General features: G+C 45.3%; 25 protein-coding genes. All 25 read right to left on the bottom strand.

From position 1 onward, the window contains the following. Nucleotides 1-90: 90 nt before the first annotated feature. The 25 genes from glgA to HFM85_RS12120 all read right to left on the bottom strand — a co-directional run bounded on the left by glgA (nucleotide 91) and on the right by HFM85_RS12120 (nucleotide 23,330). Nucleotides 91-1,536, bottom strand: a complete 1,446-nt coding sequence (gene glgA / locus HFM85_RS12240; RefSeq protein ID WP_173738457.1) for a glycogen synthase GlgA — start codon at nucleotides 1,534-1,536, stop codon at nucleotides 91-93. Nucleotides 1,537-1,592: 56 nt separating this feature from the next. Beyond that, on the bottom strand, nucleotides 1,593-2,399 hold the full coding sequence (gene spo0A, locus HFM85_RS12235) for a sporulation transcription factor Spo0A (RefSeq protein ID WP_173772928.1): 807 nt from the start codon (nucleotides 2,397-2,399) through the stop codon (nucleotides 1,593-1,595). A 266-nt stretch (nucleotides 2,400-2,665) separates the two neighbouring features. Continuing rightward, the gene (gene spoIVB / locus HFM85_RS12230) at nucleotides 2,666-3,874 is read right to left on the bottom strand and encodes a SpoIVB peptidase (protein WP_173738455.1); all 1,209 of its coding nucleotides are present in this window, start codon (nucleotides 3,872-3,874) and stop codon (nucleotides 2,666-2,668) included. A gap of 96 nt (nucleotides 3,875-3,970) precedes the next feature. Continuing rightward, the gene (gene recN, locus HFM85_RS12225; protein ID WP_173738454.1) at nucleotides 3,971-5,656 is read right to left on the bottom strand and encodes a DNA repair protein RecN; all 1,686 of its coding nucleotides are present in this window, start codon (nucleotides 5,654-5,656) and stop codon (nucleotides 3,971-3,973) included. A gap of 34 nt (nucleotides 5,657-5,690) precedes the next feature. Beyond that, nucleotides 5,691-6,152, bottom strand: a complete 462-nt coding sequence (argR, locus tag HFM85_RS12220; protein WP_173738453.1) for an arginine repressor — start codon at nucleotides 6,150-6,152, stop codon at nucleotides 5,691-5,693. A 16-nt stretch (nucleotides 6,153-6,168) separates the two neighbouring features. Continuing rightward, nucleotides 6,169-7,029, bottom strand: a complete 861-nt coding sequence (locus HFM85_RS12215; protein WP_173738452.1) for an NAD(+)/NADH kinase — start codon at nucleotides 7,027-7,029, stop codon at nucleotides 6,169-6,171. A 24-nt stretch (nucleotides 7,030-7,053) separates the two neighbouring features. Then, entirely contained in the window at nucleotides 7,054-7,863 is an 810-nt protein-coding gene (locus HFM85_RS12210) for a TlyA family RNA methyltransferase (RefSeq protein WP_173738451.1), read from the bottom strand. Between the two features lie 84 nt (nucleotides 7,864-7,947). Continuing rightward, on the bottom strand, nucleotides 7,948-9,834 hold the full coding sequence (dxs, locus tag HFM85_RS12205) for a 1-deoxy-D-xylulose-5-phosphate synthase (protein ID WP_173738450.1): 1,887 nt from the start codon (nucleotides 9,832-9,834) through the stop codon (nucleotides 7,948-7,950). Nucleotides 9,835-9,856: 22 nt separating this feature from the next. After that, nucleotides 9,857-10,744 carry a polyprenyl synthetase family protein gene (locus tag HFM85_RS12200; protein WP_173738449.1) on the bottom strand — a complete coding sequence of 296 codons (888 nt, stop codon included), beginning with the start codon at nucleotides 10,742-10,744 and terminating at the stop codon, nucleotides 9,857-9,859. After that, nucleotides 10,734-10,958 carry an exodeoxyribonuclease VII small subunit gene (xseB, locus tag HFM85_RS12195; protein ID WP_119240048.1) on the bottom strand — a complete coding sequence of 75 codons (225 nt, stop codon included), beginning with the start codon at nucleotides 10,956-10,958 and terminating at the stop codon, nucleotides 10,734-10,736. The genes HFM85_RS12200 and xseB overlap by 11 nt, the downstream gene beginning before the upstream one ends. After that, nucleotides 10,958-12,163 carry an exodeoxyribonuclease VII large subunit gene (gene xseA, locus HFM85_RS12190; protein WP_173738448.1) on the bottom strand — a complete coding sequence of 402 codons (1,206 nt, stop codon included), beginning with the start codon at nucleotides 12,161-12,163 and terminating at the stop codon, nucleotides 10,958-10,960. The genes xseB and xseA overlap by 1 nt, the downstream gene beginning before the upstream one ends. After that, complete coding sequence (nusB, locus tag HFM85_RS12185) at nucleotides 12,160-12,636, bottom strand: transcription antitermination factor NusB (RefSeq protein ID WP_173738447.1); 477 nt, start codon at nucleotides 12,634-12,636, stop codon at nucleotides 12,160-12,162. The genes xseA and nusB overlap by 4 nt, the downstream gene beginning before the upstream one ends. Nucleotides 12,637-12,668: 32 nt before the next feature. After that, on the bottom strand, nucleotides 12,669-13,055 hold the full coding sequence (locus HFM85_RS12180; RefSeq protein ID WP_173738446.1) for an Asp23/Gls24 family envelope stress response protein: 387 nt from the start codon (nucleotides 13,053-13,055) through the stop codon (nucleotides 12,669-12,671). A gap of 79 nt (nucleotides 13,056-13,134) precedes the next feature. Further along, nucleotides 13,135-14,724, bottom strand: coding sequence for a peptide chain release factor 3 (locus tag HFM85_RS12175; RefSeq protein ID WP_173738445.1), 1,590 nt, complete (start codon nucleotides 14,722-14,724; stop codon nucleotides 13,135-13,137). An 88-nt stretch (nucleotides 14,725-14,812) separates the two neighbouring features. Continuing rightward, a complete protein-coding gene (locus HFM85_RS12170; protein WP_173738444.1) occupies nucleotides 14,813-15,583 on the bottom strand; it encodes a SpoIIIAH-like family protein in 771 nt (256 codons plus the stop codon). Nucleotides 15,584-15,594: 11 nt separating this feature from the next. Continuing rightward, complete coding sequence (locus tag HFM85_RS12165; RefSeq protein ID WP_243251572.1) at nucleotides 15,595-15,933, bottom strand: hypothetical protein; 339 nt, start codon at nucleotides 15,931-15,933, stop codon at nucleotides 15,595-15,597. Next, complete coding sequence (locus HFM85_RS12160; protein ID WP_173738443.1) at nucleotides 15,875-16,462, bottom strand: stage III sporulation protein AF; 588 nt, start codon at nucleotides 16,460-16,462, stop codon at nucleotides 15,875-15,877. Before HFM85_RS12160 ends, HFM85_RS12165 begins: the two co-directional genes overlap by 59 nt. Before the next feature lie 2 nt (nucleotides 16,463-16,464). After that, nucleotides 16,465-17,661 (bottom strand): stage III sporulation protein AE, encoded by a 1,197-nt coding sequence (locus tag HFM85_RS12155; RefSeq protein ID WP_243251574.1) that lies wholly within the window; start codon nucleotides 17,659-17,661, stop codon nucleotides 16,465-16,467. Next, nucleotides 17,658-18,044: a SpoIIIAC/SpoIIIAD family protein gene (locus tag HFM85_RS12150; RefSeq protein WP_173738441.1), complete on the bottom strand. Its 387-nt coding sequence runs from the start codon at nucleotides 18,042-18,044 to the stop codon at nucleotides 17,658-17,660. The genes HFM85_RS12155 and HFM85_RS12150 overlap by 4 nt, the downstream gene beginning before the upstream one ends. Nucleotides 18,045-18,059: 15 nt before the next feature. Further along, a complete protein-coding gene (spoIIIAC, locus tag HFM85_RS12145) occupies nucleotides 18,060-18,254 on the bottom strand; it encodes a stage III sporulation protein AC (RefSeq protein ID WP_173738440.1) in 195 nt (64 codons plus the stop codon). 12 nt (nucleotides 18,255-18,266) lie between these two features. After that, nucleotides 18,267-18,785 carry a stage III sporulation protein AB gene (locus tag HFM85_RS12140; protein ID WP_173738439.1) on the bottom strand — a complete coding sequence of 173 codons (519 nt, stop codon included), beginning with the start codon at nucleotides 18,783-18,785 and terminating at the stop codon, nucleotides 18,267-18,269. Further along, a complete protein-coding gene (gene spoIIIAA / locus HFM85_RS12135; RefSeq protein ID WP_173738438.1) occupies nucleotides 18,770-19,702 on the bottom strand; it encodes a stage III sporulation protein AA in 933 nt (310 codons plus the stop codon). Before spoIIIAA ends, HFM85_RS12140 begins: the two co-directional genes overlap by 16 nt. Nucleotides 19,703-19,786: 84 nt before the next feature. Next, the gene (locus HFM85_RS12130) at nucleotides 19,787-20,938 is read right to left on the bottom strand and encodes a YncE family protein (protein ID WP_173738437.1); all 1,152 of its coding nucleotides are present in this window, start codon (nucleotides 20,936-20,938) and stop codon (nucleotides 19,787-19,789) included. A 20-nt stretch (nucleotides 20,939-20,958) separates the two neighbouring features. Next, nucleotides 20,959-21,507, bottom strand: a complete 549-nt coding sequence (locus HFM85_RS12125) for a 4'-phosphopantetheinyl transferase family protein (RefSeq protein ID WP_173738436.1) — start codon at nucleotides 21,505-21,507, stop codon at nucleotides 20,959-20,961. Beyond that, nucleotides 21,504-23,330 (bottom strand): ATP-dependent helicase, encoded by a 1,827-nt coding sequence (locus HFM85_RS12120; protein ID WP_173738435.1) that lies wholly within the window; start codon nucleotides 23,328-23,330, stop codon nucleotides 21,504-21,506. The genes HFM85_RS12125 and HFM85_RS12120 overlap by 4 nt, the downstream gene beginning before the upstream one ends. Nucleotides 23,331-23,336 lie beyond the last annotated feature (6 nt).

The following is a 23,336-nucleotide window of genomic DNA, read 5'->3' as shown; positions in this document are numbered from 1 at the left end:
AACATTTTTTTTTTACAAAAAAGGTGCAGACAATAGACAAAACTATCGTCTGCACCAGCTTATTGCTTTTAGCGTGCCCGGAAAGAAGAATCATTCTCCGATCAACCAGTTATACATCTCCTCATACTGTCTTGCAGAATTATTCCAGGAGAAGTCCGCTGCCATTGCACGGTCAACCAATTTATTCCACTCACGTTTCTTATCATAATATACGCTCTCCGCATAACGGATAGTAGCGAGCATCTCATGTGCATTATAATTCACAAATGAGAATCCTGTTCCTGTTCCTTCGAATTCATTGTACGGTACAACCGTGTCTTTCAGTCCGCCTGTCTCACGAACGATCGGAAGTGTTCCGTAACGAAGGCTCATCAACTGGCTTAAGCCGCATGGCTCAAACAGTGAAGGCATCAGGAACGCATCAGAAGCTGCATAGATTCTATGAGACATTGCCTCATCATAATAAATCTGTGCGGAAACTTTTCCATGATATTTCCAGTCAAAGTGACGGAACATGTTCTCATAACGTTCCTCACCAGTACCAAGAGCAACGATCTGCACTGCATCCTGACAGAGCTCGTCCATAATGTAAGCAATCAGATCAAATCCCTTCTGGTCTGTCAGACGGGAAACAATACCGATCATCATAGCCTTCGGATCCTGCTCAAGTCCAAGATCTTTCTGCAGCTGGAGCTTATTTTTAACTTTCTCTTTTCGGAAGTTTCTTGCGTTGTAGTTTCTTGTAATATTCGGATCTGTCTCCGGATTGAATTCATTATAATCAATACCGTTTACAATACCACGGAGGCTGTTGGCTCTGGCATTCAGAAGGCCATCCAGCTTCTCACCGTAGAACGGTGTCTTGATCTCCTCTGCGTAGGTATTACTTACCGTAGTGATGGCATCTGCAAATACCATACCACCTTTCAGGAAATTGGCATCCTTGTATGCCTCCAGTTTATCCGGTGCAAAGTAGTAATCAGAAAGTCCTGTGATATCCTTGACAGTCTTAACATCCCATACACCCTGGAATTTCAGGTTATGTATTGTCATGATAGTCTTAATTCCGCGGAAGAACTCGTTCTCCTGGAAAGAATCATGAAGGTAAACCGGAACAAGACCGGTCTGCCAGTCGTGGCAGTGGATGATATCTGGTCTGAATCCGATTACCGGAAGCACTGATAAGACAGCCTTGGAAAAGAACGCGAATTTCTCAAGATCCCATGGTGCACTGTCATATGGTTTCGGTCCGCTGAAATAGTATTCATTATCGATGAAATAGAACTGGATCCCGTCATACTCCATCTGCATGATTCCTACATAGCAGTTCTTAAATCCAAGATCCATATAAAAATGAGTAACATACTCCATTTTATCTTTCCATTCCTGTTTCATGCAGGCATATTTCGGCAAGATCACGCGGATATCAAAATATTTTTTGTCAAAGCATTTAGGCAGTGAGCCGGCAACATCAGCAAGTCCTCCTGTTTTGATAAAAGGTACTGCTTCTGATGTAGCAAACAGAATTTTTTTCATCAGTATTCCCCTCCCTGGGTACACCCGTTTTTGTTTAATTATACTCCAAAATTCATTTAATTAAAAGACTGATTTTTATATTCAAGTCTGATTTTATCTGCAATCAATGCTATGAATTCTGAATTGGTAGGTTTACCCTTCCCGGTACTCACAGTATATCCAAATAATTCATCAATGGTATCCATCTTTCCACGGCTCCATGCTACCTCAATGGCATGACGGATCGCCCGTTCCACTCTGCTCGGTGTTGTCTGGTGCCGTTTCGCAATGGTCGGATACAGTACTTTCGTGATGGAATTAAGCATCTCCATATCATTGACAGACAGGATAATAGCATCCCTTAAATATTGATATCCCTTAATATGTGCCGGAACTCCGATCTCGTGAATGATATTCGTCACATCAGTCTCCAGATTCCTCTCCGGCTGAGGTTTCCTGTTCTCTGCGTGATTCGATCTGCTGATTTCCCTCACTCTTCTGTCTCCTAGCTTTCGGATATGTTTGATCCGGTTTAAAAGTGTGGTATTGTCAAAAGGCCTCAACACATAGTAGTCTGCTCCAAGACTGAACGCATCCTCTGTAATCCTCTCCTGTCCAACTGCAGATAGTACAATAAATACCGGAACCTTCTTAACATTTGCATCGTGGGAGAATTTCTCCATAACGGAAAGCCCATCCATCTTCGGCATGATGATATCGAGAACCACCACGTCTGGTTCCTTGTCCTTTATAATACTACAAATTTCTTCTCCATTATGTGCTTTTCCGACCAGTTCAAGGTCTTTATCTTCTTCGATCATCTGACCCAGCATGTCTGTCATCTTAGTGTTATCATCAGCAATTGCAACATTTAATTTGTCCATGAGGATCCTCCTAACTTCTATCTCCTTGGGTTTTCAGACATACCCCTTTGTCACCCGGCAGCCATTCACTTATTCGCTGTCTGCGTTTTTACTCCTTCACTGGTAACAAAATTATTATAGTAGAAATCCTATGGCGAAATCAAGATGAAAGTGGGTATTTTTCCCCACTTTCGTACGATATTTTTCGACAATTACTTTTGTTTCTATGACAAAATTCACTTTACGCATACCATTTTCCCATGTTTTCGTGTCAAAAGGTACTGTTTCTATTTCCCGTTTTCCATCATATTCTCAATGAAAATACCGTATCCTCCTGTAGAATCCTGCACAAAAACGTGAGTTACTGCACCAAAAAGCTTTCCATTCTGAATCACAGGACTTCCTGACATTCCCTGGACAATGCCACCTGTTTTTTCCAGCAGTTCCTTGTCTGTCACCTGAATCACAAAACTTTTGTTGGAGTCTTCGTGATTCATGTCGATTTTTGAAATTTCTGCTGTATACTCTTTTACCTCTCCATCTGTACAGCAGAGAATCGATGCAGGTCCTGTTTTCAGATCCTGTTTGTATCCTATGGGAATTTTCTTCAATGTGAGAGATTCCAGCTGATCCGGCTGCATTGTTCCAAAAATTCCATTTTCACAGTTTTCTGTAATTGAACCCAGGATATTTCTGTTTTCGTACCGGATGAGACCGGAAAGTTCTCCCGGATTTCCTTTTTCTCCTTTCCGGATTCCAAGAATCTGGGCAGTATAGAGGTTTCCGTCTGAAATATCCAGAAGTTCTCCTGTATCCACATCGCTGATTCCGTGTCCCAGAGCCCCATATCTGCCATTCTCATCTACATAGGTCAGCGTCCCGATCCCCTGGGTGTCATCCCGCACCCAGATACCCAGCTTATACGTTCCCGATTCATCTTTTACCGGAGTTACAGACAGCGGGATTGTTTTTTCGTCCCGGCGTACCTTAAGTGTCACAGAAGTTTCATTCAGATCTTTCAGGTCATCCAAAAGATCCTGTTTGCATCTTACTACTTCCTGATTAAAAGCGACAATGTAGTCTCCGGGCTTTACGATATCCCTGGCCGGATCCTGTGTTTTTCCGCCTTCTGAACGGATTTCACCTGTATCAATGATCAGAACGCCTTCTGTCTGCATGTAGATCCCTACTGCATTTCCGCTTACATATACATCTTTTGCAGGAGTGTTTTTTACCTTAACATCTTTAAACGGAATCATTCCCAGAAACCGGCAATGCAGGGTGTAACAGTCTTTCCCGGAAACTGTGATGGCATCATCAAAAGTAACTAGCGGCCGTTCCAGAAGCTTTGTCACTTCCTGGCTGCTTTCATGGTCCACCAGGATCTGGTCCGGGATCTTGCGGTCCAGAAGACGGTATCCCAGCCATCCCATCAGTGCCAGATCCAGAAGCAGAAACAAAAGCAGGAAACATCTGTACTTTGCTTTTCTGTTCATCTTACGCCACATCCTTTGTATTTTTTTCATGATAGAAAGTAAAAAAGAGAGGACTTTGCCATTTCGGCTGTCCTCTCTTAGTATGTAACGTATGAATTATTTCAGTCTTGTATTTTTTTGGTGCTGTGCCAATTCCTTCATTTCTCTTGCATTTCCCAGAACAGCCGGAGTGATCTCCGCACCACCTAAAAGCCTTGCAAGTTCCCGCACAGATTCTTCTCCCTCAAGCGGATGGATCTGGGTGATTGTTTCTGTTCCTTCCACATGTTTCTCAATTTCAAAATGCGTATCTGCCATTGCTGCAATCTGTGGCAGATGAGTGATGCACAAGACCTGTCTGTGCTGACCGATCACTGCCATCTTCTCAGAAACCTTCTGCGCTGTGCGGCCGCTGATTCCTGTGTCGATCTCATCAAAGATCAGTGTATCGATCTGATCCTTATCTGCAAGAATTGCCTTGATCGCAAGCATGATCCTTGAAAGCTCACCGCCGGATACGATCTGTCCTAGCGGCTTTCTGCTTTCGCCCGGATTCGTGGAGATTTCATATTCCACAGTATCATAACCATTATCTGTATAATTTTTTCTGCGGTCAAAACGGATGGAAAAATCAACATCAGCAAAATTCAGTTCTTTTAATCCCTCGATGATCTTTTCATCCAGCTGTTTACTGTATTCTTTCCTGATCACCGAAAGTTCATGCGAAGCTTTTTCAAGAACTTCTTCTGAACTGGCAAATTTTTCCTTCAGCTCCTGGAAATTTTCTTCAAATTTTTGAAGCTTTTCCAGTTTTTCCTGCTGTTCTTCCTGATAGGATAATATCTCCTCAATCGTCTGTCCGTATTTTGCCTTCAACCCATTGATCAGATCCAGCCGTTTCTCAGTCTCAAAGAAAGTCTCCTCATCAAATGTCAGGCTGTCGATATAAGAAGAAAGATCTCTGCTGAAATCACTTAAAAGAGAATCGATCTCTGTCAGTGTTTCCATAAGAGGTGCCAGCTCTTTATCATAATCAGATATTCTGGAAAACTCTTTCAGCGCAGTCCCTGTCATGTCTGCCGCACCCCGGTCATAGCCGGTCAGGCTGTGAACATTCCGGACTGACTCCATGATCTTTCTGGCATTGCTTAACTTCCGGTATTTATCTTCCAGCTTCTCATCCTCGCCGGAAATAAGAGCTGCCTCCTGAATCTCATTGATCTCAAATTCCAGAAATGCCTTTTCCCTGTTGCGCTGTTCCTCATCCATATCCAACGCGTTCAGCTGGTTCAGGCATTCCCTGTAATCACGATATGCTCTGCGCACTTTTTCCCTGGCAGGAAGGATACGCTCCTTTCCGTACACATCCAGGATGGCAAGCTGTCTGTCTCCGTAAAGAAGAGACTGGTGCTCATGCTGTCCGTGAATATCCAGAAGGCAGGCTGCTGCTGCTTTCATCTGGCTGACTGTGCTTGTCTCTCCGTTGATCTTGTTGATACTTCTGCCGTCCATGATCTTACGTGACATCAGCACCTGCCCGTCCTCCGGATAGATGTCGAGTGCAGCAAGGGACTCCCTGGCTTTTGTATTTTCAACCTGAAATAACAGCTCTACCAGGGCATAGGAAGCATTCTCCCTGATCATGCTTCTGGAAGTTTTTCCACCCAAGATGAGCTGTATGGATCCTAACAGGATGGACTTTCCGGCTCCGGTCTCACCGGTTAGGATATTAAGTCCCGGACCAAATTCCACCTCTGTTTCCTCTATCAGTGCAAGATTTTTTACATGCAGATGTACTAACATTCGTTTCCTTTCTGTTTTGCTTATACTGTCGATTTTATTTATTTCCGGATAAAATGCCGCTGAGTTTCTGTACAACACCAGGTGCCTGCTCAGAGGTCTTTACCACGCATATAATGGTGTCATCTCCTGCAATGCAACCTAAAATCTCCGGCCACTTCATGGAATCCAGCGCAGCTGCAGCAGCCATTGCCATTCCGGATATTGTTTTTACTACTATGATATTCTGTCCGATATTCATCGAGACCACAGCCTCTTTCAGAACACGGGCATATTTGTCGCTTAACAAATCCGGTGTATGCTCTTCCAGGATGGCATATCTGGATTTTCCATTGCGGCCTGCAACCTTGGTCATTTTCAGTGCACGGATATCTCTGGAAACGGTAGCCTGTGTTACCTTGAAGCCGGCTTCATTCAGCCTTGCCGCAAGTTCTTCCTGTGTATCGATCTCGTACTGACGGATCAATTCGATTATTTTCTCATGTCTTGCTACTTTCAAAATTGAACCTCCTGCATCAGCTGTTGCTCATTTTCTGTCTCAGAACCTCCACAAAACTCAGATGGTTCAGTTTAAGGATCTTCGTTCTGGCTATGGCCTTACGGATTACGATCCGATCTCCTGTCACCATGGAAATCTGGGTATCTCCGTCAAATGAGGCCACTGCATTCTCAATGGTATTATGTCTTCCCTCACCGATTTCCACAGTAACCGCCTCTTCTCCGGAAAGAATAATACTTCTGGTGTTCATAGTATGAGGCGCAATCGGGGTCATGATCATCATACTGGCACTTGGAGATACCACCGGTCCGCCTGCCGACAGACTGTAGCCTGTAGATCCTGTTGGAGTGGAGATAATGATTCCGTCTGCATTATAGGAATTCATATAGGCATCGTTGACATAGTTCTTAAAGCGGATGACTCGAAGATGTCCCTCTCTTCCGATTACAATGTCATTCAGCGCAACATCTTTTCCGATAAGGTCAGCTCCATGATAGATCTTGCCTTCCAGCATCATCCTCTCTTCCAGCTCATAATCATCAGAAAGCAGACGGTCCAGTGCCGGATATACGGAATTTTTATCAACCTCTGCGAGAAACCCCAGTGTCCCAAGATTAATTCCGAGAAGAGGAATATCTTTATGCACTACATCCCTGGCAGCCTGAAGAAGAGTTCCATCACCACCCAGCACAATAATACACTGAGTATCCTCCGGGATCCCGTCAGGATCTGTATAATGATAAGGTCCCTCCATCTTCTCTGTGATCGGCTGAACATGACATCTGGCCCCTCTCTGTTCCAGATATTTAATGATCATACCTGAAAAAGCCAGTTCCGGATCTTTCGCACTGTTTGGAATTATATAAAATCTGTCCATATTGCTTTAAGTCCTTTCCAAGCATCAGTCCAGCTGGCCGTGAGCTTCCTTTACCACATCCTGTACAGAAGCTTCCAGACTCATAGGTACATCTGTTCCTTCCGGATGTTTCTTCAGATGGAGCAGATATTCGATATTTCCTTCCGGGCCTTTGATCGGTGAGAAAGAAAGATGGCATGGCTCCATGAAAATACTCATGGCATAATCCCTGACTTTCTCAATCACTTCCTCATGAACTTTCGGATCACGGACAACTCCTTTCTTTCCAACCTTTTCTCTGCCAGCCTCAAACTGTGGTTTGATAAGGCATACGATCTCTCCGTCCTCTGTGAGAAGATTTCTTACAGGGAGAAGAACTTTTGTCAGGGAAATAAAGGAAACGTCAATGGATGAAAATGCGGCCGGTTCCTCCAGATCTTCCGGTACTACATAACGGATATTAGTTTTTTCCATGCAGACAACTCTTTGGTCATTGCGCAGTTTCCAGTCCAGCTGGCCGTATCCTACATCAATAGAATAAACTTTAACCGCTCCATTTTGAAGCATGCAGTCTGTAAAACCGCCTGTGGATGCCCCTACATCCATACATACTTTATCTTTCAGTGTCACGCCGAAATTCTTCATGGCTTTTTCAAGCTTCAGGCCGCCTCTGCTCACATATGGCAGAGTCTTACCTCTTACTTCCAGTTTCGCAGTCTCCGCAAACATGGAGCCTGCTTTGTCTTCCTTCTGTCCGTTAACATATACTTCACCGGACATGATATATGCTTTTGCTTTTTCACGTGACGGTGCAAGTCCCTGTTCCACCATCATGATGTCAAGTCTTTTTTTCATGTTATCCTCCAACAGCCCGGCTCCTTGAGTGCCGGGCTGTATAATGCCTTGCAGGTTGTAATTCTCCCGAAAAGGCTGTATCTTTTATTTTTTGTTACGCACAAGGTCTGCCCAGCTCTGCTCCACTGCATCTACGATTTCCTGTACATTCAGACCGGTTTTTACACGCTGACTGTCTACAGTTCCATGTTCGATAAAGTGATCCCCGATTGCCAGAGGCAGTACTCTTACTTCCGGATGACAGGCCTCCATATAAGCAGATACATGCTCTCCAAAACCACCACTTTTTACATTCTCTTCCACAGTAACCAAAAGACTGTGATTCTTTGAAAGCTGATCAAGAAGACAGGTGTCCACGGGCTTTACAAAACGTACACTGACAAATGTAGCTCTTGCTGTTTTGTGGTCTCTCAGCTCTTCACAGACTTTCTGACAGACAGAAACCATACTGCCCACTCCAAGAACTGCGATCTCGCTGCCCTGGCAGATTACTTCACTTATACCTTTCTGTAACGGCTTATCACATTCTTCCATATCTGTACAGGCCGTTCCCTTCGGGTAACGGATCGCACAGGGACCGTCAAGCTCTTCCACTGCAAACTTCAGCATCTCTTCAAGCTCTTTTCCGTTCTTCGGTGCCATAACTGTCATATTCGGAATCATGGACAGATAGGAAAGATCGAAACATCCATGATGAGTCTCACCATCTGCTCCCACAAATCCTGCTCTGTCAATGGCAAAAATCACGTGCAGATTCTGCATGCACACATCATGAAGGATCTGGTCGATCCCTCTCTGCAAAAAAGAGGAATACACCGCAAATACCGGAATAATTCCTCCAAGAGCCATTCCTGCTGCAAAAGTCACTGCATGTTCTTCCGCAATACCCACATCAAAAAAACGCTCCGGGAATTTCTGCCTGAACTGGTTCAGGCCGGTTCCATCCGGCATGGCTGCTGTAACAGCCACTACTTTGGGATTCTTTTCCGCCACGGAACATATCGCTCTGGAAAAGCAGTCTGTATACGTAAGTGCTTTTTTCTCAGCAAGAGGCTTACCGCTTCGGATCTCAAAAGGCCCGGTACCATGAAAACGCTCCGGATGAGAGGATGCCGGCTCATAACCTCTTCCCTTCTCTGTAAGCACATGAACAATAACAGGTCCCTCCACTCTCTTGGCTTCATTAAAAAGCTTCATCATCTGACGCATATTATGTCCATCTACAGGTCCCAGATAAGTCAGTCCCATATTCTCAAAAAGCATTCCGGGAATGATCAGCTGCTTGATGCTGCTCTTAGTCCTGCGGACAGTATCTACCACTGCCGTTCCCACATGCGGAATTTTCTTCAGTGTCTTGGTGACTCCGATCTTCATCCCTGTGTAAGTCTCAGCTGTGCGCAGAGCACTTAAATATGTGGCCATTCCACCTACATTCTTGGAAATAGACATATTATTGTCATTGATGATGATAATAAAATTCGTCTTCAGCTCTGCGGCATTATTCAGGGCTTCATAAGCCATTCCGCCTGTGAGCGCACCATCTCCGATCACAGAAACAACCGTGTATTTTTCTCCCAGAAGATCTCTTGCACGGACATATCCCAGTCCTGCGGAAATAGAATTAGAGCTGTGTCCTGTATCAAAGGAATCACAGTCACTCTCATTTCTCTTTGGGAAACCGCTTAATCCACCTTCTTTACGCAGCTTCTTGAAGCCGTCTTTCCTGCCTGTAAGGATCTTGTGTGTGTAGGCCTGGTGTCCTACATCCCAAATCAGCTTATCCTGGGGAAAATCAAGCACATTGTGCAAAGCAAGCGTCAGTTCTACCACACCCAGATTGGACGCCAGATGCCCGCCTGTCTCACTTACTGTCTGGATCAAAAAGCTCCTGATTTCCTCGGCAAGACGGGGAAAATCTTCCAATGAAACTTTATGAATATCATTTGGCTTTTTTATTTTTTCCAGAATCATTCGTATCCTTCCTTCGTTCTTTCTATTTCCTGCGGCTTACCAGACTCTCAACAAGAAGATCAAGAAATTCATTCTCCCTGTCAAGACTGTTCAGCAGTTCTACCGCATGGTCAGAAAGTTCTTTTACCTTGCCGGCTGCTGCCTGAATTCCCATAAGACTCACGTATGTTACCTTATTATTCTTCTCATCGCTGTGGATCGGTTTCCCCAGTTCCTCCTGGGTGCTGGTCACATCCAGGATGTCATCCTGAATCTGGAAAGCCAGTCCGATGTCCTCTGCAGCCTGCTCCACGATCCTGATCTCTTCCTCTGATGCACCTGCAAGTACTGCACCTGTCATCATGGAAGCTTCGATCAGTGCGGAAGTCTTGTTTTTATATATATAATTCAGCATTTCACGTTTCAGAGGCTTGCCGTCATTCTCCACATCCACACTCTGTCCGCCAAGCATTCCGTTTATACCGGTCTTATCTGCCATGATCTTCATGGCAGATATCACACGTTCTTTGTCTTCTGTAAGATCAAAGGCCATAAGCATAACTTCATAGGCTCTGTTCAGAAGTGCCACGCCGCTTAATACACCCATGGCTTCCCCATATACCTTATGAGTCGTCAGTCTGCCCCGCCTGTAATCATCATTATCCAGTGCCGGAAGATCATCATGGACCAGAGAATGTGTATGTATCATCTCCATGGCAGCCATGAAAGGTTCGCAGAGTTCCCCCTCTCCCCCGAAAAGCCGATACATTTCCCGGATCAGGATCGGCCGGAGTCTCTTTCCGCCTGCTGTCATACTGTAATTCATGGCCTCTGCCATAGTCTTCGCAAAACCGCCTTCCTCCGGAAGATATTTTCGGAGAGTGCTTTCTGCTTCTTCCGTTCTTTTTTTCAGTTCATCTTTAAAATTCACGAAATGTCCCATCCTCATTCATCTGAAGCATCTTTTTTTCTACGGTATCAAGTCTTCCGCTTAAATCCTTAAGAAGCTCCATTCCCTGTCTGTAGAGACGGAAAGATTCTTCCAGAGGTGTATCCCGATCCTCCAGCTTCTGCGCCAGAATATCAAGCTCGCCAAAGGTCTCTTCTATGGATTTCGCTTCTTTCTTTTCTTCTGTCTCTGCCATTATCGTTCTTCCCTTCTGATACTGTCCGCAACTGCTTCTATGGTTCCGTCTGTCACCGCAATGGAAAGACGGTCACCCTTTTTTACCTGGCTGATCTTCGTCACAGCATGTCCGTTCGGCGCGGACACAAAAGCATAGCCTCCATTCAGCTTTTTAAGTGGAGAAAGCCCCTCAAAACGCTGAATCCATACTGCAAGCTCATGACGTTTCTCTGTAAGCCTGCATTCCATAGATGAGCGCAGACGTTCCTCAAGATCTGCTGCATACTGCCGTTTCTCGCGGAGCATGGACTCCGGGCTCAGATATTTAAGCTTCGTTTCATATGCAGTAAGCCTTGCGGCAAAAAGTTCAACCTTGCTGTTCATTCCACGCTGCAGCCGCTCTCTGTATATACGCAAGCTCTCCATCACACTGCGGAAATCATCCACTGCAAGCTCTGCTGCTGCCGAAGGTGTGGGGGCTCTTAAGTCTGCCACAAAATCCGCAATGGTAAAATCTGTCTCATGTCCCACTGCTGAGATCACCGGTGTCCTACACTCAAAAATAGCACGGGCCACAATCTCCTCATTGAAAGCCCAGAGATCCTCAATGGAACCGCCTCCACGGCCAACAATGATCACATCTACCCCTGCATCATCCAGCATCCGGATTCCTTTTACAATGCTCTCAGCTGCTCCTTCTCCCTGGACAAGTGCCGGGTAAAGAATGATCTGCAGATAGGGATTCCTCCGTCCTGCAATGTTGCGGATATCCTGCACTGCCGCACCTGTAGGTGCTGTCACCACACCGAGAGTCCTGATAAAATGAGGGATTGGCTGCTTATACTCCTGCGCAAACATCCCCATATCCTCAAGCTCCTGTTTCAGAGTCAAATATTTCTCATAAAGGGCACCTGCTCCCTCCAGTGTGATCTCTTTCGCATAGAGCTGATAGCGGCCATCTCTCTCATAAACATCCACAGTTCCTCCAACAACCACCTTGTCGCCATCCTTCATGCGGAAAGCCAGACCGCGGCGGTGCCCTGCAAACATCACGCAGCTCAATGTTCCTGTCTCATCTTTCAGGGAAAAATAGATATGCCCGCTCGTGTGATATTTGCAGTTGGATACTTCTCCTTTCACATAAACCTTCCGGAGAAAATAATCCTGGGTAAACATATTCCCGACGTAATGATTTATCTGGCCGACAGAATAGACATTTTTCATGCGTTCTGCTCAGATACTTCTGCTGCCTTCTCTTCTGCGTCAGCAGACTTCTCTTCAGGTTTCTTCTCTTCTTTCTCAGATGCGATCTTACCAAGAACTCCGTTTACAAAGGAGCCGGAAGCATCACCGCCAAATCTTTTGGCAAGTTCTACAGCCTCATTGATAGCTACTCCCGTAGGCACATCAGCATCATACTCCATCTCATACACTGCAAGACGAAGTGCCGCAAGATCCACCCGGCTCATACGTTTGGTCTTCCAGCCGCGGCTTGCACCATTCAAAAGAGCATCGATCTCTTCCAAATGCTCTTTCACATGAGCGTATTTCTTCTTCATATACTCCTGGTCCTGCTCTGAAAGCTCACCAAGACCTTCAAAATAAAGAGAGAGCTGTTCTGTCATCTCTTCCTCCGAATTAAACTCTGTCATAAACATAAGTTTAAATACATGTTCTCTCTGTTCTCTTCTTCTCATAATTTCCTCCTAAGACGGAAAAAAGGAAAGGTTTACTTTCCTTTTTCGTTCTCCATATCCACGCTGGCAATATGAATGTTCACATCTGCAACCTCAAGTCCTGTCATATTCTCAATAGCGGTCTTAACCTTCTCCTGAACCTTCTTGCTTGTCTCAAGAATGTTTCTTCCATATTCGATGTTCAGTGAAAGATCTACAGTGACAACTCCTTCCAGAATTGTTACCCTTACTCCCTTGGACAGGTTCTTCTTACCAAGCTTGCTTACCAGCTCGTTGGTAATGTTTCCTGCCATGGAAGCAACGCCATCCACGTCTGTTGCTGCAAGTCCTGCAACGATCGCAACCACTTCATCTGCAATATGAACTTCACCGATTCCGCCCAGATCCTGTATCTTATATGTTGTTCTTTTTTCTGCCATGGGAAACCCTCCTACGGATATAATTTTTTGTTCGTAATTTTCTATTATTATACCAAAAAAAACTATGAAATAAAAGGGCTTATTTACTGAATTCTGTCAGTACCAGATCCGGATTTCGGTCTTCTACCATACCAACACTCCATGCGTTGATAAAGAGAAGCAGCGGATTTCCTTTCAGATCTGTAACTCTCTTCATGTCAGAAGTTCCCACAATCTTGTCCACCTTAACCGCTTCCTTGTTTGCAATCCAGCGGATGTGCTCATACGGAAGAGGCTCCAGACGGATATCTACATTATATTCATTCTCCAGACGGTATTTCAGAACATCAAACTGCAGTACGCCGACAACACCCACTATGATTTCTTCCATACCTGTATTGAACTCCTGGAAAATCTGGATCGCACCTTCCTGCGCAATCTGGTTGATACCTTTAACAAATTGCTTTCTTTTCATGGTATCGATCTGACGCACGCGGGCAAAATGCTCTGGTGCAAAAGTCGGGATTCCTTCAAACGCAAATTTTTTTCCAGGTGCGCAGATGGTATCTCCGATGGAAAAGATACCCGGATCAAACACACCGATAATATCTCCTGCATAAGCCTCATCTACAACGTGGCGGGATTCTGCCATCATCTGCTGTGGCTGGAGAAGACGCATCTTCTTGTCGCCCTGCACATGATAAACTTCCCTGGTGGCATCGAATTTTCCGGAACAGATACGCATAAATGCAATACGGTCTCTGTGAGCTTTGTTCATGTTTGCCTGGATCTTAAATACAAATGCTGAAAAATCATCACTCATCGGATCGATTGGTCCGCAGTCTGCTGTTCTCGGAAGCGGTGATGTGGTCATCTTAAGGAAATGCTCCAGGAATGTCTCCACACCAAAGTTTGTAAGAGCTGAACCGAAGAATACAGGTGTCAGCTGTCCTTTGCTGACTTCTTCCTGTGAAAACTCGGCACTGGCACCATCCAGAAGTTCGATCTCCTCCATCAGCTGTTCTTTCTGCTCAGGATCCATAACCTCATCTGCATGAGGATCATCAATATCGATCTCCTCGATCACTCCTTCTTTGGTACCTTTCTGTGTATCTGAGAAAGTGAGGATCTTTCTTGTATTACGGTCAAAAACACCTCGGAACTTCTTACCGGAACCGATAGGCCAGTTGATCGGACATGTCGCAATGCCAAGCTCTTTCTCGATCTCATCCAGAAGATCAAAAGTATCGTTGGCATCTCTGTCCATTTTGTTAATAAAAGTAAATATCGGGATATGTCTCATTACACAGACCTTGAAAAGCTTTCGGGTCTGTGCCTCGACACCTTTTGATCCGTCGATAACCATAACTGCAGAATCTGCTGCCATCAGGGTTCGGTAGGTATCCTCGGAGAAATCCTGATGTCCCGGTGTGTCCAGAATGTTGATGCAATATCCGTCATAGTGAAACTGAAGTACAGATGAGGTAACGGAAATACCTCTCTCCTTCTCGATCTCCATCCAGTCGGACACTGCATGGCGGGCCGTAGCCTTACCCTTAACGCTTCCGGCCAGGTTGATGGCCCCTCCATACAGCAGGAATTTTTCTGTTAATGTTGTCTTACCGGCATCCGGATGGGAGATGATGGCAAAAGTTCTTCTTTTTTCTATTTCTTTCGTATACTTCGACACGTGAGCCTCCTGTATATTCTCTTATAACTCTTATTTTTATATAACCTTTCCTATTCTAGTATAGACAAGGCTTTGCTGTCAAGGCAATTCAATCGTAAATTCCCTCTGTATCAATGGTGGAACCATCCTGCACGTCAGCTGATGTCTCAGTGTCTTCTGCTGGTGTGGTATCGCTTTCTGCTGCCGCAGCTGATGTATCTGAAGCATCAGATGCCGTCGTAGCTGCAGTATCTTCTGTATTTTTGCTCTGACTTAATGGTGTGATCACAATACTCTCTGCTGCCACACCTGTTTTCCTCTTCACAATGTCCTCGATCTGGGCACGACTGGCATCCTCAAGATCAGCATCGGGCACTACCACATCTGCGGTTTCTCCTGTAAGGTTCACGATCACATTCTCGAAACCTTTTGCTTCCAGAAGAAGTTCTGCTGCAGCCTCCTTTTCTGTAAGTTCTGTCATGGACACCATGGTATTGATCGCATTCTGTTTTTCCTCATCACTGATATCTTTGTTGCTGATGATGGACTGCAGGTCCGTTTTGTTCTGTGAGCGTACCTGTTCCCTGCTCACTTTCGCCTGTGCTGCAAAATCCGATGCACCCGTAAGTACGGCCTCACCTGGAGATGCAGTATCCATCACCTCCGACTGGGATGTGCCATCTGCCCCGTTCTCATCCAGAAGGGCTGTTTCATCTGTCAGATCATAGTTTACGTCGTCCAGGATACTGCTGCTGTCCGTGCTTGCCTCCTTATCCTTAAATCCCAGATTTACGTCTGCGAAATTCAGATATCCGGCCACTGCAATGAGAATGGCCAGAGAGGTGATGATTACCTGGTTTTTCTTCATGATCTTTTTCACTTCTACTCTCCTCATTTCATCTTCATCACTCTAATTTTATTAGCTTCAATTTGAAATAATGCCATAATTGCCTGCTGAATATCCTGAACAACCACAGCACTGCCTGCTCCTTCTGCCGAAACCAGTACTCCGGTTACAGATATCTGACCATTCATGGAAAAACTGTTGTCATTTCCTTCATCACCGGTCATGATGATCACTTCCACTTTTCCCACTCCTTCCACACCGGAAAGAAGCTCCTCCAGGCGGCTTTCCAGTCTGGTTTTTTCTGTACTTTGTGTCTGGATGGTTTTATTTGTTTTCCGGGATACCGGAAGTCCTGCCACCAGAAGAAGAATTCCCAAAAGCAACAGGATTCCCCACTCCTTCCACCCCATTTCCAGAATCCAGGATCTGATACTGGGTTTCTTCCAGTCCGCAGATTCTTTCGAGTCCATTTTTTACCGCCTCCTTCTGGGATTCTGTAATTGCTGCCTTAAGATTTATTTTTACCAGGAGCTTTTTTTCTGCTGTGATCTCTGCTTCCACACCTGATATTTTTTCCGAAAAAATCCCTGCATCGGAAAGGAGCCTGCGGATCTGTTTTTCCAGTTCTTTTTTATATGCTTCTCTGAGAAATGTTTTCCGGATCCCTTCTGCCTCATTTTCCATCCTTGCCTGTTCCTCTTCCCCGTAATACTTCTGAAACCCGTTCAGAAGCTCACTGCTTTTTCCCACAAGTGCAAAAACAGGCGTACAGATCATAAGTGCCAGAAGAAGTCCCATAAACAGCCGGATATATTGCTCATACCTTTTATCCGGCAGAATATGAAGAACTGTCGTTGTCAACACGTGAAAAAAAGCCAGATTTTTCATCCACTGATAAATCTCTGTCCTCATTTTCATCCCCCTCCTGCCATAAGGATCAGAAACGTCAGCATACAAAGCACTTCCGCAGTAAACAGTATCCTCATCAGAAGTGCACAGCCCTCTCCCATAGTACTGAATGCCTCTACCAGCCTTTTGTCAGATATCGGCTGCGACACTGCCGCAAGGAAACGATAGATAACAGAAAGAAGTCCGTAGTGGATCACAGGTCCGGCTCCCACAGCCACGATCACAAGAAGCAGAGCCACCCCAAGACTGTTCCTTACCAGCACTGCTGTTGTCATAACCAGCTCTGTCACCGCATTAACTGCATTTCCGACACCAGGGAGGGCTCCTGCTGTTTTTCCGATGGCACTTCTTTTGAGGGAATCCATCACCGGTGTTACCAGTCCCCTCACAATCTGCAGGCCTGCCACCATTCCCAGCAGCGTACGAAGCCCCCAGGAGATCAACGTCTCAATAAGCTCTGCCATTTTTCCCAGCATCTCTTCCCTTGAAAGATGATTCACAAATTTCAGAAGAATGTAGAGACTGACCCCAGGAAGCAGCACACTCTCCAAAAGCCACTGGATCAGCCACACCAGAAGCAATACTCCCTGATAAAAAACGGCTGCGGTAGATGCGCCGGAAGCTGCTGCCACAGCCATAAAGTACACTGGCGAAAGTTCTTTCATAAACTCTGTGATCCATCCAAGCACCTGCATCAGAGATTCGCTCTGACTGGAAAAACGGTTCATCAGAAGGGTGAATGTAAGAAGATACACCACATAAAAACTGATCTCACCGATCTGCCCATTGTCAAATACCCCCGCAAATCCGGAGAAAACTGCTGCGAACAGCAAAAGGAGGAGAATTTTCACAAGAAGACCTTTTTCCTGTTCCAGTCCGGAAAAAAAGAGACTGTGCAGAAATTCCCGCACACTCTCCTCTGAAAGCACGTCCTCTCCTGACAGCAGCCTGTGAAAAGCATCTGTAACAGAAAAACTGTTCTCACCCAGCATAGCATCCACCATATCCTGCAGCCTGGTAAGTTCCAGCTGATCAGTGATCTGGATTTCTGCTGCACTGGCATCACCTGATGAAACAGCTTCTGATATATCGGCTGCCTGTATTGTCTCTGCACGAACTGCCTGCGCAGACTCTCCACATGCACTGATCCCCCAAAGAAACAGGATCACCCAGACACAGATCATACTCTTTCTTGTCCTCATGCAAGAAAGCCCTGTATGGTATCCAACAAAGCCAGGAGAACTGGCATACAAAGAACCATCACAGACAATCTGCAGAACAGCTCTATCTGTGCCCCTGTAGAAGCATATCCGGCATCCTTGCATATTCCAGATGAAAATTGTCCAATATATGTGATTCCGATCATTTTCAGAAGAGTAGTAATATAGCTTCCGTCTACCGGCAAGTTCTCCCTTAACCGCTCCAGCGAATCAAAAAGATAACCAATCTTTCCCACTGCAAGCCCCAGGATCACAAGACCGATTCCCATGGTGATCAGACTCACATATTCCGGTGCTCTGTCTTTCAGAAAAATTCCGAGAAGCACGCCTCCTACTCCCAGAACAGAGATTCTTAAAATATCCATGGTCTTCCCTTTCCCCTACAGAACAAAAAGCCTCTGAATATTCTCAAAAAGCTGATAAATATACGGCACGATCCAGAACAGCACGATCAAAAGCCCCGAAAGGCTTACCAGAAACGCCTGTTCCTCCCTTCCGCTGTGCTTCAGGATCTGGGAAAGAACAGAGACCAGGATTCCCACTGCTCCGATCTTAAATATGATACTGACCTCCAAACGACCCCTCCCTCACACAAGCAATACCGCCAGAAGCAATCCGCCAAAAACCCCTAATCCCCGGTACAATTTCTTTTTTCCGGAAGCCTCCTTTTTCAGATTTCCGATCTCCACTTCCAGATTTTTCTCATACAGGGAAAGCTGACGCAGCTGCATCTCCCGGTCCAGATATCCCAGATATTTTCCGATAGAAAAAAAAGCGTCCTTTTCCCCATGGGTAAGGCAGCTTTTTTTCAGGGATGCTTCTGCGCATTCCCTGCATATCTGTGAGAGTTTTTCTCCGTTTCCCGCTTTCATCCTGTTTGCGGCATTTATGAGAAATTCTCTGTATTTTCCATTCATTCTTCCGGCTGTGCCGCAAAAAGCATCCGGCAAGGAGGCATTCCCACTGCTGATCTCCCCTTTCAGGCAGATCACCATTTGAAGAAGCATCTCCAATGTGCATATCCTCTCTGAAAGTCGCAGGCTTTCTGAAAATCCCAGGCCCGTTCCTGCAGCTATGATCAGAAGACACCCTACAATTCTGAACATAGGCAATTTCCGTCCCCATCATAAATTCCTTCCACAACTCCCGCACGGTCACGTTTCCCCAGAAAAATATATCTCTGAAATACCCGCGCGTCCCACAGTTTCCGGAAAAACGGCTGGCTTAAAGTCTCTTCCATGGAATCTCCATGGGCTGTGGCGATCAGTCGGCAGCCGCAGTGGATCACAGACTCCACAGCTTTGAAATCCTCTTCTTTTCCAAGCTCATCTACAGCCACCACTACCGGCGACATAGAACGGATCAGCATCTGCATGCCTTCTGCTTTCGGACATCCATCCAGGATATCAGTGCGCATTCCCAGATCATTCTGGGGAATTCCCTGGTAGCAGCCTGCAAGCTCACTGCGCTCGTCCACTACGCCTACTGTAACCCCGGAAATATTTCCCCAGCCATTACTCATCTGCCGGATGATATCCCGAAGAAGGGTAGTCTTTCCGCATCTTGGCGGTGAAACGATCAATGTGTGCATGATCTGTTCTTTTGTCTGGATATAAGGCATTACTTTCTCTGCGCAACCCCGGATCTCATGAGCCAGACGCACATTAATGCAGGAAATATACTTCATTCCTCTGATCCTGTTTCCATCCAGGATCACTTTACCGGTAACTCCTACGCGATGTCCTCCCTGAACGCTTAAAAAACCCTGCCGGATTTCATCTTCATAGGCATACAGAGAATATCCGCTGACATATTCCAGCGTCTCCTTCAGATCTTCCCTTGTCACCAGATATGGTTCTGTATCTTTCTGTCTGAGAAAACACTCCCCGCCGTCATAAGTCAGAAACAATGGCCTTCCCACCCGAAGACGTATCTCATATAATTTATCATAATCAAGGTCTGCATCCACCAGAAGCTGACGAACATTACTGGCAAACAGGTTCTGAATCTGGTTTGCTTCCATTTTTTCACCTCTTACACTTAAATATATTGCAGACGACCCTGATTTAGTACCCCTTGTCTCAGGTAATGCTTTTTTGTTTTTCCCTTATTCCGACAGAGAAAACAGGCTGTCACTTTCTTCTTCATACGCTTCCATTTTGGGAAGGCTCAGTTTCAGTACTCTATCTACAATATTCACGGAAGACACACGGTATGCATAAGCGCAGGACTCAAACATCACATAAAGGTTATCACCTTCCACTACGATCTGCTCCAGCCGTTCCGGAAAACGGTAAGTCCTGGCTGAATTTTCATTTACATACAAACGTTTATCTGACTGCTCATACACTACCAGTCTGGATGGCAGGATACCAAAAGAATGGGATATCAGAAGCTTGTCATTATAAAAGGCAATTCCCTGAACCTGTTCCGATATAGTGGAATAATCAAGCGGCACTGCCATCTCAAAATTCATGCCCAGTTCTTTATCCATGGTATTGATCAGATTTCCTTCTGCGTCAATTCCGTATCGTGCAATTACACTTTCGTTATATTTTTCAAAACAGCCTACATACAGACACCCCTCATAGAAGGTCATAAAGGAGTCTCTTACGATTCCGTAAAGGCTGACTGTCTGCTGGCTATCCACAGGCAGATGGCTCTCATCATAATCGTAGGCTTCTATTGTATCCATCTTTACGCTGACTGCCTGTGCGATTCCGTTAATATTGGAAGAATACCAAAGGAGCTTATGATCCGGATCATAGGCAAGGCCACCTACATGAGGCTGTCCAGGCAGTATCACTTCTTTAATGAAGTTATGTGTTTCCTTGTCGATCACGTAGATCACCGAATTGTGCTTCTGCGTGCTGCAATACGCACTGACCATCACATAATCTTCCGTAACAGCCAGTCCCTGAGGTGTCATGGATGTACACATAGCCTGTGTGGCACCTTTCTCTGTAAGCAGCGTCCGGGTATTCTTCAATCCCGGAATCACATAAGTTCCGTATTCTTTCTCTTTCTCGCGCCCGTCAAATGCAAAATAGGAAAATGCTTCCTTCTGGGAAAGCATCTGCATCTGTCCCCGTAATGTATACACTGCGGAAGCTCTGTTCGTTACCACTGCCTTTGTAGGCAGTTCTGTCCTGGCTCTGTAGACAAACGCATATAAAAAATAACACATAGTCAGCACAAAAACAACTGCCAGAATCTTCAATATGAAGATCCTGAAGCTGCGTTTCATCTCATTGTTCATTTCTTTTGTTTCTCTGTTCGCTATTTCAGTATGATGTCTTCATATTCAAAACGCAATTCCAGATTATCTCTGGACCAGATTGCTCCGCTGTATCCGGGCTCCATCTCCAGCATCATATAATTACCCTTGTCCATTGGAATTGTCCTTAAATCCCTGGAAAGTCCCTCACCGGTCCATTTGATATAAGCTTCTCTTAATACCCACTGGGCAAAAAAAGCTTTCTCCATATCATCAGCTTCCAGGATCTCCCGTACCATATCTGCCGGCACCATCCGTTCAAGAACTCTCTCATAATTCACTTTCCTGTGGATCTGCACGTCAATTCCTACTTCTTCTCCCGCAAACAGACACATCACATATCTTCCGGAGTGGGAGATATTATAATGCACTCTTGGAAGCAGGGTAAAAAAAGGCTTCCCGTGCTCTCCTTTTGAACGTGGCTCGTATTTAAGCTTCCTTCCAAACTCTTTCTCAAGTCCGATCTCCAGAAGCTTCTCTCCGATCATATGCTCCATGTTCTTGTTGTAATACTCATCTTTTATTTTTGTATAATATATGATTCCATTCATAATCCGGCCTCCTCAAGGAACCGGGACGGCTCCCGTTCCTTCTCATACTGCTGCCTCACATAACACAGACAAAGCTGCTTTTTTGCCCGTGTCATTCCAACGTAGAAAAGCCTCCGTTCTTCCTCAAGATGAGCCTCCAGAACAGCTTTCCGGTAGGGCATGCTGCCCTCATTGACATTCAGTATATAGACCCTGTCATATTCAAGGCCTTTTACTGCATGGAGGGTAGAAATCACTGCACCTTCCCTCTTCACATCCTGTTTCTTCGCCTGTTCTTCAATCTTTCTGGTGTATTCATCCATATAAGCCAACCATTCTTCCAGGGATTTCATTCCCCTTGCACTTTCATGGATCCGGTTCAGGGTTTCCCAGAGCTCTTCTGGTTTTATTTTACGATACCTTGCGTATTCCTGCAAGTACTCTTCATATCCCATTCCATTTCGGATGAAATTAACAGCAGCATAAGGAGCCATGGTTTTTAAGATACGAAGATGTGTCTCCATGGTTGTAATACGGTCGCACATCCAGTCTTTATCCTTATAAAACTCTTCAAGAGCACGAAAATCCACTGTTTTTTCTGTAAGGGCATCTCTGGCTATATATCGGTTAGGACGGTTCATAACCTCCAGAAAAGTACTTCTGCTCCTGTCACCCTGAGCCATTTTCAGATATGCGATCATATTCCTGCAGATCCAATGTCGGAACAGATTGGGCAGTTTCTCTTTCATGGTAAAAGGAACTCCGTATTCCATCAAAGCTGCCACAAGTCCCTCTGCTTCCTGATTAGTACGGAAAAGAAAAGCGGTATCCTCAATATTCTCCCCGTCTTCCATGCGTTTTTTCAGTGTACCGGCTACTGCCATATACTCTTCTCTGGGATTTGGAAATTCCAGCACCCTTACAGGATCTCCCACCTCATTGGGAGTGGAAAGTTTTTTTGCATAGCGGTTCTCGTTGTTATCGATCACCTTTATAGCTGTATTCAGAATATTTCCGCTGCACCGGTAATTGATATTCAAAAGTACAGTTTCCGCATTCCTGAAATCTTCCGGAAAATTCAGCATAAGCTCCGGCCGGGCACCGCGAAAATGGTAGATGGACTGGTCATCATCCCCCACTACAAACAGATTGTTCTCCGGTGCTGCAAGCATCTTCACAATATCGTACTGAAGATAGTTGATGTCCTGAAACTCATCCACAAGAATATAACGAAATTTCCTCTGCCAGGCTTCCAGGATATCTTTTCTTTTTCTGAGAAGTTCGTAGCAGCTTAAAAGCATATCATCAAAATCAAGTTTTCTGCGCTCATTAAGAACCTTACGGTATCCTTTAAAAATCTGACGGAACACTTCATCCGGACAGCAGGAGGAATAGTAATGCTCCAGAGCAATTCTGCCGCCTTTTACAACACTGATCTCTTTGGCCACATCCTCTACAAAATCACCTTCCTGGGACTGTTCAGAAGCACAATTTACCACAATTTCCCGAAGGATTGCATATTTCTCCTCTTCAGACAGGATATTTCCCCCATCCAGGCCATATGCTTGTTTCAGAATCCCGTAAAATACTCCATGGAATGTCCCAAATGTGACCGCAGTCCGACTGACACCTGTGAATTTCAGAAAACGTTCTTTCATTTCTACTGCCGCTGCCCTGGAAAAAGTCACAACAAGAATAGAGGAAGCTGGTATCTTCCCATCCTGGATCATATGTGCTGTTCTCTCTACAATGACGGAAGTTTTCCCCGAACCGGGGCCTGCCAGAACCATCATAGGTCCTGACAGGTGGGCGATTGCCCTTATTTGAGATGGATTTCGTTTCATGACCGG

This window comes from Blautia schinkii (genome assembly GCF_013304825.1).
Lineage (GTDB): Bacteria > Bacillota > Clostridia > Lachnospirales > Lachnospiraceae > Blautia_A > Blautia_A schinkii_B.
Note: the sequence above shows the minus strand (reverse complement) of the source record. Positions and strands in the feature narration are given on the sequence as shown.